Annotated in this window: 11 protein-coding genes; 8 read left to right on the top strand and 3 right to left on the bottom strand. The window is 59.6% G+C overall.

From position 1 onward, the window contains the following. Positions 1 to 282 (top strand): MucR family transcriptional regulator (locus SOM18_RS19115; RefSeq protein ID WP_320482226.1); only part of this gene is annotated, 282 nt, incomplete at its 5' end. Positions 283 to 393: 111 nt separating this feature from the next. On the opposite strand, the gene SOM18_RS19110 is transcribed toward SOM18_RS19115, so the two are convergent. Then, positions 394 to 1,026 (bottom strand): tyrosine-type recombinase/integrase, encoded by a 633-nt coding sequence (locus SOM18_RS19110; protein ID WP_320482225.1) that lies wholly within the window; start codon positions 1,024 to 1,026, stop codon positions 394 to 396. A gap of 179 nt (positions 1,027 to 1,205) precedes the next feature. Between SOM18_RS19110 and SOM18_RS19105 the strand changes: the two genes are divergently transcribed. From SOM18_RS19105 to SOM18_RS19080, 6 genes are all read left to right on the top strand, one after another. After that, the gene (locus SOM18_RS19105; RefSeq protein ID WP_320482224.1) at positions 1,206 to 1,436 is read left to right on the top strand and encodes a hypothetical protein; all 231 of its coding nucleotides are present in this window, start codon (positions 1,206 to 1,208) and stop codon (positions 1,434 to 1,436) included. 473 nt (positions 1,437 to 1,909) lie between these two features. Further along, complete coding sequence (locus SOM18_RS19100) at positions 1,910 to 2,155, top strand: AbrB/MazE/SpoVT family DNA-binding domain-containing protein (RefSeq protein ID WP_320482223.1); 246 nt, start codon at positions 1,910 to 1,912, stop codon at positions 2,153 to 2,155. Beyond that, positions 2,152 to 2,538: a type II toxin-antitoxin system VapC family toxin gene (locus SOM18_RS19095; RefSeq protein ID WP_320482222.1), complete on the top strand. Its 387-nt coding sequence runs from the start codon at positions 2,152 to 2,154 to the stop codon at positions 2,536 to 2,538. The genes SOM18_RS19100 and SOM18_RS19095 overlap by 4 nt, the downstream gene beginning before the upstream one ends. A gap of 122 nt (positions 2,539 to 2,660) precedes the next feature. Then, positions 2,661 to 3,776: a DNA repair exonuclease gene (locus SOM18_RS19090; RefSeq protein WP_320482221.1), complete on the top strand. Its 1,116-nt coding sequence runs from the start codon at positions 2,661 to 2,663 to the stop codon at positions 3,774 to 3,776. After that, complete coding sequence (locus SOM18_RS19085) at positions 3,773 to 6,406, top strand: AAA family ATPase (RefSeq protein ID WP_320482220.1); 2,634 nt, start codon at positions 3,773 to 3,775, stop codon at positions 6,404 to 6,406. The genes SOM18_RS19090 and SOM18_RS19085 overlap by 4 nt, the downstream gene beginning before the upstream one ends. A 420-nt stretch (positions 6,407 to 6,826) precedes the next feature. After that, positions 6,827 to 7,339: a DUF922 domain-containing protein gene (locus SOM18_RS19080; protein WP_320482219.1), complete on the top strand. Its 513-nt coding sequence runs from the start codon at positions 6,827 to 6,829 to the stop codon at positions 7,337 to 7,339. Between the two features lie 241 nt (positions 7,340 to 7,580). Here SOM18_RS19080 and SOM18_RS19075 read toward each other — a convergent pair whose 3' ends face one another. Further along, on the bottom strand, positions 7,581 to 8,360 hold the full coding sequence (locus SOM18_RS19075; protein ID WP_320482218.1) for a helix-turn-helix transcriptional regulator: 780 nt from the start codon (positions 8,358 to 8,360) through the stop codon (positions 7,581 to 7,583). Positions 8,361 to 8,776: 416 nt separating this feature from the next. On the opposite strand from SOM18_RS19075, the gene SOM18_RS19070 reads away from it, so the two are divergent. Further along, positions 8,777 to 9,148, top strand: a complete 372-nt coding sequence (locus SOM18_RS19070) for a hypothetical protein (protein WP_320482217.1) — start codon at positions 8,777 to 8,779, stop codon at positions 9,146 to 9,148. A gap of 117 nt (positions 9,149 to 9,265) precedes the next feature. On the opposite strand, the gene SOM18_RS19065 is transcribed toward SOM18_RS19070, so the two are convergent. Beyond that, on the bottom strand, positions 9,266 to 9,832 hold the full coding sequence (locus tag SOM18_RS19065; protein WP_320482216.1) for a hypothetical protein: 567 nt from the start codon (positions 9,830 to 9,832) through the stop codon (positions 9,266 to 9,268). Between the last annotated feature and the right edge of the window lie 921 nt (positions 9,833 to 10,753).

Below are 10,753 nucleotides of genomic sequence, written 5' to 3'. Positions count from 1 at the left end.
GCCCGTAAGTCGCTGGCCAACCCGGACTTCATCGTCAGCATGATCGATGGCAAGCCATACAAGACACTTCGCCGACACCTCACGACGCACGGACTGACGCCAGAAGAATATCGCGAGCGGTACAATCTGAAGGCTGATTATCCGATGGTTGCAACGACCTATTCGGAAGCGCGCCGTGCGATGGCCCATAGGATTGGCTTGGGTAGCAGCCGCAGCGGCGATGGCACGGCATCGAAGGCCCCAGCAAAATCCAAACAGCCAAAAGTTGAAACTGCCGAGTAAGTAAAAGCTGGCTTCCATTGGGGGGCCAGCCTTTGGGCGGCAGGGGAAGGGCTACTTCTGCCGCTCGTCCGTCCGGTCCGGCTTCTCACAGTGGCGAGAAGCCGGTGTAGGTTACACCTCGATGCCCTCTGACAAGGTCAAAGCGTCTTCGACATCGACGCCAAGGTAGCGGACGGTATTCTCAATCTTGGCGTGGCCGAGTAGGATCTGCACCGCGCGAAGATTGCCCGACGCCTTGTAGATGATGGAGGCCTTGGTCCGCCGGAGCGAGTGCGTCCCATACTCTTCGCGGCGCAGCCCTATGCCGTTCACCCATTCGGCTACCAGCCGGGCGTACTGGCGGGTACTGAGCGGGCGGGCATGATCGGTTCGGCTAGGAAAGACATAGTCGGCAAGCGAACCACCTCGCCTCTCCAGCCATGCCAGCAAGCTTGCTCGGGCGTCCGCCATCAACTCGAACTGCACCGGCCTACCTGTTTTCGCCTGGACGACGATCGCACGGGTTCGGACATGGCCACCAAGGATGATATCGCCGATCCTCATCCGCACCACATCGCAACCACGCAGCTTGCTGTCGATCGCCAGGTCAAACAACGCTCGATCCCGTAGTCGCTGGTGCTGATCGAGGAAGAAGCGAATGGCCCAGACCTGTCGCGGCTTGAGCGCACGCTTGGCACCCACCTTGCGCCCGCCGTTCCAGGGGGGGCGTTTGCCTGCGATTGGATCGAACTGTGACGTACCCATAGCTTTCTCTCCGTGGCCATCATGGCCAAGGAGAGAACGGGCACGGGGTGGCATGGCTTTTCCGGAGGGGCATTTACTCTGGATTGCTAGGTGCATTCAGTTTGAACTGTGGCATTCGAAAAGCAGTCGTTCCGCAGTCGCCCAATTGCAGACATTCACGTCTAGGTGATCATGGCCAGATGAATGACGGCTACAACGGTCTGGGCAGTGGCGATCGTAACGGTTGCCTACTCGCGGCACTCGCCGGTGTCGTGGCACTGATTATCGATTGCGCCCGCTTTTACGGTGACCCAGCACCCGGCACCGAAAGTTTGTGGTGGCGACATATCCCGTTTCTGCTGCCGACGATCGTTGTCGTTTTCGCCACCTTTATGGCTGTTCGCGCAATTGGCGGACGGGACGAACGCTAAGGTCCGCTAACCACCATTTACCGTCATTCATCGATTGGGTGTACGAAAAACCCGGTCGTAATCACGACTATGCGACAAACAGGCGTTTTGCGACGCCCGAGTGAATTTGCTGGCGTTTAGGGTATCTGAGTCTGTCCTATGTCCCGCATCCCGAATGCAGCTTAAGCGGTGCTGTTTGAATGGGTGCCGTATGGTCCTCTTTGGTTAGGGCTTCAGCCGGACTAGGCGAGCAAATTGACTAAAATTAGATACGCCATTTTCTAACGGAAAACAGACCACCCTGAAGCGGTGAGCTAGGGGCATACCCTAAAGGAACCTGCTTCTTACCTATCTGGCCATATGAGCGCGGGATGACATTAGCGTGCCGATCTGCCACATGAGGCTCTATATGACATGGTGAGATCAGGATTGTTCCTGCCCTTGTAAGTGGCTAATTAGCGACAACGATCCTGTGAGCTGAGGTGGGTACCGTCATGACGTTACAGATCAACATAACTCCCAACGGGCGGATGAGCCTGCCCGCTGACGTTCGTAAACGTTTGGGTCTGACTGATGGGGGTGCGGTCTATCTCGACGAAACTGAAGACGGTGTCGTGCTCCGGACGGCAAATCAGGCGGTCGCAAGAGCGCAGGCGCTGGCCAAGCAATATACCGGTGGTAACCCAGACGCCACAGTTGACGCTTTTCTAAACCGGCGTCGCGAGGATAGCGGCGAATGACCGTAGTGCTGGATGCGTCCGCGCTCATCGCCATGATCAAGGGTGAGAAAGGATCCGCCAAGGTTGCGGCGGTAATCGCTGGCGCGCGGGTGAGCAGCGTGAATTACGCAGAGGTGGTCACCCATTTCATTCACGCCGGAATGCCCGAGCGGGAAGTCGATGCCATGCTCGACCCGTTGCCGTTGACCGTCGTGCCGGCGGACAAGGCCCTGGCGCAGATTGCCGGGCGGCTGCGCGGGATGACGGCCGAGGCGGGGCTTAGCCTTGGCGATCGCTTTTGTCTGGCGCTGGCGCGGCGGGATGGGTTGCCGGCGTGGACCAGCGACCAGAACTGGAAGAAGGTCGCCGACGCCGTCGAGGTCAAGGTTGTGACGATCCGGTAGCATCGTACGACCAGGCGTCTGCATCTTGCTCGTCGCTTGCTAACTGTATCGGTAGGTACAGGATAGGGCAGGGGCAATCAGGTCCGGTTCCACAGCTGTCTTTCCACCATCAGAAAGTCTTCATGCTACGCCTGATCCACACGGCTGACTGGCAGCTCGGCAAACCCTATGGCCGCTTCGATAGCGATGTCCGTGCGGCGCTCAGCGAGGCGCGCTTCGACGCGATCGATGTGATCGGCAAGGCTGCCGTCGATCAGGGCGCTGCTCATGTCCTGGTCGCAGGCGACGTCTTCGATACGGAGGGGCCCGAAGACCGCGTGATTGTGCAGGCGGTGTCGCGAATGCAGCGATATGCCTGCACGTGGTGGCTTCTACCCGGCAATCACGACTTCGCGCGCAACAGCGGCCTTTGGGACCGTGTCCGCGCCAAGGGGGCGACGAACATCCGCATCGTCACCGAGCCCGTGCCGTGCGAGCTCGAACCGGGACAATGGCTCCTGCCGGCACCGCTGACGCACCGGCACAACCTCGACGACCCCACGGCCTTGTTCGACACGATGGAGACGCCGGGTGCGACACTGCGCATTGGCTTGGCTCATGGTTCGATCCGTGATTTTTCGTCGCGTGGCGAGGCGCAGAACCAGATCGCCCCCGATCGTGCCCAGCGTTCCAGCCTGGATTATCTTGCACTCGGCGATTGGCATGGAGCGCTACGGGTCGATGCGCGAACCTGGTATTCCGGCACACCGGAAACAGATCGCTTTCAGCGCGACGAACCGGGATACGCGTTGCTCGTAACGCTTGAGCCGGGCGTGGACCCGGTCGTGTCACCTATACGGACGGGCAGGTTTCAATGGCTGATGCGGGAGTGGACAATCCCGGACGCGGACGGCTTTGCTGCCGAGTGCGATCGGCTGTTTGGTCTGATCCGACCGTCGGCAACGCTCCTGCAGCTGTCCCTTGCCGGCATCGTCAGCCTGTCCGACCGGATCGTGATCCTTGGCAAGCTGGACAATGACCTACGCCATCGTCTGCGCCATTTGGCAGTTACGGTAGACGACCTTGTCGGTCAGCCGAGCGAGCAGGATCTGGCAGATCTTCAGGTTGAGGGGATGATCGGAACGGCAGCGGCAAAGCTGATGAGCATGATCGAGGCGGGGGGGGGCGACGCCGTCACGGCCAAGCGGGCGCTCGAGCGCCTCTTCGTGGAATATCAGCGCGGACAGGACGCAGCATGAGCCTCAAGATCCAGCGCATCGCGCTGTCCAACTTCCGCAAGTTCCGTGATCCATTCGTTCTCGATGGGCTCACCGACGGCTTGAACGTCATCATCGAGCCCAACGAGACCGGCAAGTCGACACTGCTGGAAGCCATGCGCGCGGCCTTCTTCATTCGGCACAACACAGCCAACCGCCTGGCGCGGAGCTATGCGCCGCACGGCGAGGCGGTCGCCCCGCAGATCGAAATCGGCTTCGAGGCGAGAGGCGAGGAGTGGCAGGTCAGCAAGCGCTTCCTGAAAGGTGCGTCAGTCGAGGTTCGTGGGCCAAACGGCCGTGCACAAGGCGAAGATGCCGAAGCCCAGCTCCAGGCATTGCTCGGCGCGCGGCGCGACACCAGCCAAGCCGGCGATGCGGCCGCACACGGCGCGCTGGGGCTGCTTTGGGTAGGGCAGGCCCAGGCGCTCGAAGTCACGGCTCCAAGTGACATAGTCCGCGACAGCGTGCGCGCCACGCTGGAGGCTGAGGTCGGCACGATCATGGGTGGCGCAGCCTACCAGCGTGTTCGGCCTCGGATCGACAGCCAGTTCGCAGACTATTGGACCACCACCGGCCGGCTTAGCGGTCGCCAGACGACAGCACGTGCCGAGCATGACGCTGCCGAGAGCGCTGCGACCGAAGCCGCCACCCGGCTCGCCGCCCTTGAACAGGGCTTCTCCGATCTCGAGGCAGCTCGGGCCAGGCTGAAGGTGCTGGACCGCGATCTTGCCGATACGACGGACGCAGAACGGCGAAAGGTTCTGGTTGGTCAGATCGACGTGGCACGATCTGCGGCGCAGTTGCGCGATACTAGGCGGGCTGAGCAAGGTCGTCTTGCTGATCAGGTCAAGGGACTGGAGGATCTTACCGCGCGCCTCACTGATGCTCGGAAGGCCGTCAGTGACACGGCCGCAGCGCTAAGCAAGGCCCGTGAGAAGCGATCCGGCCTGGAAGAGGAATTGACCAGCACGCGTGAGCGAGCGAGTACGGCGCGTGATCGGCTGGCGACCGCCCGCGACAATCGGCGCAAGGCGCACGCGGCGCTCGAGGGTGCCACCAAGTTGGTTGCCGCTCGAGCACGTCACGTCGAGATCGCCCGGGTACGCCATCGGCACGCGGAGCTGCTTCCCCTCGAAGCCGAACTGGAGGCAGCCCGCAAACTTGGTGCGACCGTGATCCCACCCAGCGTCATCAAGACGCTGGAGGAACGCGAACGTGGCGTCGACAAGGCGCGCGCGGCAGTCGAGGCGGGTGCGACCCGGATCGAGTTCGCGGGCGATGTCAGCGGTGTTCGGATCGACCGAATGCCGGCTGAGCCGGGTGACCGGACGCTATCGCGTGAGACGCGCATCCAGTTTGGGGGCGCCGAGCTGATCATCCGACCGCCAGCGGGGCTGCAAAGCGCTGAAACGGCACTTGCCAACGCCCGCGATGATCTGGGCGCCGCCTTGGCTGACCACGGGGTGACGAGTGTCGCTGATGCGCGGTCACGTAACGAGGTTGCGCGTGATGCTGTCGCCAACGTTCGCACGCTCGAAGCACGGATCGTCGGGCTCACGCCGGCCGTGCCGTTGCTCGGTATCGCGGCCGGTGCTTCGGCCCTGAAGACCTTCATGGCAGGATTGCCGGAAAGCGCGGAAGGGGAGGGGAGTGGGGAGGAGCCAGACGTCGACGCATTGACGGTGATCGCGGCGGAGGCGGACTCGGCGCTCGCAAAGGCGGAGGGTGTCGATGAGGCGGCGTCTGTGCAACTGCGCGAACTGGAAGCTCGCAATGCGCCGCTGATGGTTCAGGCGGCTGGCGCCGAGCGTGATGCCGCCAATGCCGTAGCCCAGCTCGCTGCTCTGGAAGGCAAACCTGCGATAGACCGCCTGAATGCGGCTCTGCTGGAGGCGCGTCAGCGGGAAGCGGCAGCGCTGATTAGTCTGCAGGACGCCGAACGTGCTGCGACGGCGCATGATGTGGCGGTGATCGAGCGTCAGATCGGGATGTTGGACAAACGTGTCGAGGTCGCACGGACGCAGCGCATCGATCTGGAGAAGGTGATCGCCGGGCTTGAGGCGCGGATCGAGGTGGAAGGCGGCAAGGGACTGGCAGACCGCGCCGCGGCTGCGCGAGAAGAAGCGTATGCTTCCGCCGCCAACCTGGCGCGCGTGACGCAGGAGGCGGAAACGCTAAAGCTGCTTCGCGACACTCTGGAAGGTGCGCGAGCAGAGACCTCACGGACGTTCGTCGGGCCGGTTGCGCGGCGCGCACGCCGGCATATTCAGCGGCTCCTGCCTGGCTGCGATCCGAACTTTGGTGATGATCTAGGCCTGACGTCGATCGTGCGTAGCGGGCTCGGTGAGAATTGCGGTGACCTTTCCCGGGGTACTCAGGAACAGCTTGCAGTGCTCACTCGGCTGGCTTTCGCCGACATGCTGCTGGAGCAGGGTGTGCCGGTGTCGCTGATCCTGGACGATCCGCTCGTCTATTCGGACGACGCCCGCCTTGATCTGATGACCGAGATCCTGACCGATGCTGCGACGAGAATGCAGGTTATTCTGCTGACCTGTCGCGATCGTGCCTTCAGGCATCTCAGCAACCGCATAACGCTGACGGGAGTCGAGTAGCGGCGCGCAGCGGAACGTCAGTTTTTCGGCAAAACTGGTGGAAAGCGGCCATTCGGGCATAGGGATCAAACGCGCAATCAAGTGACCTGTGGATCAGCCTATAGTCCGAGCGTTCTTCCTGCCTATCGACTACGGCTGCACGTTCCTTTCGATGCGCTGGCCGCTTCGCGCGCGTGAATGAGCGGCCAAATTCTTGAAGCAGCGGCTACCAGTGGCGTTCAGCACTTGTCGGCCGAGAGCCGGAGTTGATTGCGTCAAGCGGTACGAAGCGGCACTCGGTAGCAAGACATTAACACGCCGTACGTACCAACGCTTTTGATGCGCAACACATTACTCATCGTTGGGTGTCTCTTGATAGGAGGTCTGATCGGGGCAGGTTCTTGGTTCGTCCCTCAACCTGCTCCAACTGCTCCTATCTCGTTGACCGATTACGTTCAAAACGTGCCCAATGTGCAGATTTCTTATTATGATATCTATGCAGTTGAGTCCGCGGCAATCCGGACCGAACTTAACAAGAAGCGGCCATTCAACGACGGCGATGCTCACACCAACTGGCACTATTCATGGCGTTGGGATGGTGGCCCCAACGGCGAGTGCGGTACCAAGTCTGCGCAAGTCACATTCTCAGGACTAGTCACGCTTCCTAGGCTTGCGAACGCAAGTAACATTAGTTCTGCCACGGCTGCTGACTGGAACCGTTATATGAGTGCTCTCATTCGCCATGAAGCGGATCACCTTAGCCAGGCATATAACGCTCAGCGTTCCCTGATTGAGGCGATCCGGAACGCGGATTGTGCCACCGCGAATTCTGCGGGTGAGGAAGCCGTAAAGGCTATGCGCCGGCAGGATATTGAGCTTGATCGCCGCACTAATCATGGAATGCGCAACGGCGCAGTTTTTCCACAACCACGCTGGGCGCGGCTCTTTAGTTGAGCGCATAAAGAACTCGGCCGTCTCTGAAGGACCGTCCTGACTAACTTGTTACAGCCTGAGCAGCTTAGCATCTGCTTTTGGGCGTTTCCGGACATACGCATTTGTAGCGCAGTCTTTAGCAGTTGGCGTTGTATGTCTTTAGGTGCGAGTCGACGATATGCGCGACCCAAAAGGGTGGAGGAGGAGAAATTGATGATCCGCTTCTTATGGAAGAAGCAGATCATCATCGGTGTACACCCTATCAGTGGCCGGGCGCCCTGACCCCCTGCGGCGCAAGTATGCCGCCAGCCATCCTGCCTTGAGCGTCAAGGGCTGCTGACATTAGTACCTTACCATTAGCGAACGTCAGATCGTAGGCGTCATCGCCCATCGGACCTTTGTTGCGGAAGGTGATCGACTTCAGCTCGCCCATCGACTTGAACATGGGGTGGGTCATCGGGAGGTCACGTCGGACAACCTCAGCGAATTGAGGGGCGAGTTTATTGTAATTCGGAGCACCACTTGCCAAGCCGGCAAAGAGGCGCCGCAAAGCGGCCTCGGTGCCAGGAGTCGGCGCGGACTCCGATGCCGTCGACACTGGACTTGTCTGATCCTGAAAGGCGGAAGGCGAGGAAGCCAGCATCAAAGCTGCTGCAAGAATTAAACTCATAAGGATCACTCCTGAGACTACGCGGGTTAGGCCGATCCGCTTGATCCACGACGTCTCATGACGTGGGGCGGCATCGATGCCGCCTTGATCAGGTTGAGCGTTCTCTGGCGAAAGGTCCGACGGACTAGGTCCCAAGCGACGGGACCGATCTACCGTCTCCACCAACTTCGCAGCTTCAAGGGACGACGATAGACCGAGCTTTGCGCGTGCCATCTTCAACCGCTTCTCCACCGCATGGGCGGAGATGCCCAGATCGATCGCCATCTGCTTCGCTGTCTGATGTTCTAAACAGCGCCTCAGGCACTCCCGTTCGGCGGGCGTGAGGCGCGTGATCGCGGCCAGCCTGGTCTCATTGATTACGTCTGTCGTCATGGGCAGCACCTTAGCGCGGAAACTACCGGCACCAACTTCCGCTGTGTAGTACTCCACTGGTACCCTACCGAATTACGGGTCCTACGGCCTTCAAAACTGCCGCAATCGTTAGCAGTAACGTTTATTACGTGTTGAGGCGTCCCATGCGGACGGCGCCGGGCGCCAGGTGGTGCAAAACGCTAAACCGAATGTCCGGGATTGGTGGTGAGCGGTCCGACCGCTTTTTGGACTTCACCTTGGGAAACTCGACGTCGGATGCCCACGGGAAACGCATTAGGTTTTTGAATCGGCAGGTTGCGTCGTTTCTGCCGCTCTTTGGTCGATGGACAAGCTCAGGCTCACGTTGCAGCTTGTCGCCAAGTTCTCACCTATTCTAGTCTTGGCTTTCAAAAACGTTGGTTGAGGAGAAGCGACAAATGAGGCTGATCGGCCAACGCTGGGAGTTTCAGATCGGCAACACCGTAATCCAGGTAGATAACGCCTTCAGCTGGACGTTGTGGGGCCAGGAACGGATGCTGGTGAACGGTGAGCAAGTCCACGCCAGCAGCGGCAGGATGCGATTCTCGCAAAAATACCAAGAGCCGTGGCTCACGTCATTCGGCGACGGTGAACTGAAAGTTTGGCTGAGAAGCACCAGCACCAAACTTCGATGCAGCGCGTCTCTAGACGGCGAGCCAATACCTACGACCGTCGTGTATGCTAAAAACTGGCAGGGACTGGCAGGCAGCTGGCCGAAAGAAGAAGAATGGCAGAAACAGCTGCCAGGGGGCGGATGGGCCGCTAGCTAAAACGATCCGCACGGCATCCCATATCATAGACATTTTATGCAAAACTCTGCGGGTTTGCATTATGGGCTCAAACTGAGGCCGCTTCTCGAACCATCACCGAGAAGCGGCCTATCAAAATTACTCCGCAGGTACTGATCGCTTAAAGTAGTGAAATGGCATCCAGCTAGATACGTATATCCATCCTGCCCTCTTCATCTCCGCAGTTATCGACGCTTTGCCAATTTTACGTCGATATTCCCACAGGTGGGTAGTTGGCCGAAATACCAGTGCGAGAGCGCCAGTACGGACCAGTTCATTACCCTTCCCACCTTCCTCGCGCAGGATGCTCATCTCGTTAAAGGCGGTTGCCCCAAGACGAACAATTTCCTCACCTTCTCCGCTCGCTAGTTCGTCCCCCATTTCGGCGGACTTGAACCGCTGCTGGGCAGCCTGTTTTGAGATGCCAAGGGCGTTTCCGATATCCGTCCAACTCAGCCCAGTTCGCCGTGCTGCATCGATCCAGCGATGAAGGCTGATCCTTCCCTCGTCTGCAACCAGGTGCGCTACCGTGATAGCTTCCGCAAACCCCTCTGCGGTCTCACCGGTAAAAGGAGGCTGACGGCCCGCTGCCCAGTTCAGTACGATAGCGGCCGTTTGCTCTCTGACGGCCTGCTGCTCATTAATCTGAATGATACCCTCCGTCAATTTTATGTTGACGATCCGTCAATCTTACATTGACGATACAAAATCAACACATAGTTGACGGATATGGCAAAGTGCTGGAGCAAAACTTTTGATTTTTGCATGAGCGGAGTGGCAGGGTTTGGGATTGAAAGATCGGTCTGGAATGACCGACTTTGGGCGCTTCGGGTCCATACAGCTTTGGGGTCTACTTTGCCGGTCGCCAACGTCGCGAAGGGGGAGGTGAGCAGCCGTTCGGTAGACGTTATCGGGTAGTGCGGCGACGCCGGTAGAACATCAATGCTGACAGGGCACCCAACCCCACAACTGAACCAAGCGCGCGGAGTTGGAGAACGTTCTCGGGCTCCGCAGCCGCATTTCCTCCGAAACTCCCAAGGGCGAAACCGAGAGCGAGAAAGAGTCCGGCTATACGAGCATGGCCTCGGTGGCCCAACCAGCCCACGATGGCCCAGCCCAGAAATCCGTAAATCAGGATGTTTGCACAAACGGTAAAGACGGTGAGCATGCGCAACGCTTCCTCAGATCAGGTTTGGCGAAGCTAACCAACCGAGACCGCGACCGCAATCGTTCGTCCGCCTTTGGGCGAAAGCGGACGCAACCACGGACCCCGGCCTTTTGGCGCCGCTGACCGGCGGCCCGAGTCAGGACTGAAGGTATCGACCAATAACCTTAAGGCGTCTTACGACCTGAGCCCCGGCGAGGGGCTCGACGCACTAACGTCCGGGCTGACCTCGTAAGCTAGTGCGTCAATTGCGCCGCTGATCCGCGCCGCAGTCAAAGACAGGCTGTGCGCGTCCGCAACTGCTAGCACCGCCTCCATACAGCCCTTCAAGGCCTCGTGTTCCTCATGCGTAATAGACATAGTTAATGCTTCACAAGAGGTATCATGCCGATCGCGCTGCCAATGAGCGCCCCAACAACCTT

This window comes from Sphingomonas sp. CFBP9019 (assembly GCF_034045155.1).
In the GTDB taxonomy this organism is placed as follows: domain Bacteria; phylum Pseudomonadota; class Alphaproteobacteria; order Sphingomonadales; family Sphingomonadaceae; genus Sphingomonas; species Sphingomonas aerolata.
Note: the sequence above shows the minus strand (reverse complement) of the source record. Positions and strands in the feature narration are given on the sequence as shown.

What these genes read in the sequence shown, in the direction of transcription:
- SOM18_RS19110 (WP_320482225.1), bottom strand. Translation starts at nt 1,026, where the DNA reads ATGGGTACGTCACAGTTCGATCCAATCGCAGGCAAACGCCCCCCCTGG.
- SOM18_RS19105 (WP_320482224.1), top strand. Translation starts at nt 1,206, where the DNA reads ATGAATGACGGCTACAACGGTCTGGGCAGTGGCGATCGTAACGGTTGC.
- SOM18_RS19100 (WP_320482223.1), top strand. Translation starts at nt 1,910, where the DNA reads ATGACGTTACAGATCAACATAACTCCCAACGGGCGGATGAGCCTGCCC.
- SOM18_RS19095 (WP_320482222.1), top strand. Translation starts at nt 2,152, where the DNA reads ATGACCGTAGTGCTGGATGCGTCCGCGCTCATCGCCATGATCAAGGGT.
- SOM18_RS19090 (WP_320482221.1), top strand. Translation starts at nt 2,661, where the DNA reads ATGCTACGCCTGATCCACACGGCTGACTGGCAGCTCGGCAAACCCTAT.
- SOM18_RS19085 (WP_320482220.1), top strand. Translation starts at nt 3,773, where the DNA reads ATGAGCCTCAAGATCCAGCGCATCGCGCTGTCCAACTTCCGCAAGTTC.
- SOM18_RS19075 (WP_320482218.1), bottom strand. Translation starts at nt 8,360, where the DNA reads ATGACGACAGACGTAATCAATGAGACCAGGCTGGCCGCGATCACGCGC.
- SOM18_RS19070 (WP_320482217.1), top strand. Translation starts at nt 8,777, where the DNA reads ATGAGGCTGATCGGCCAACGCTGGGAGTTTCAGATCGGCAACACCGTA.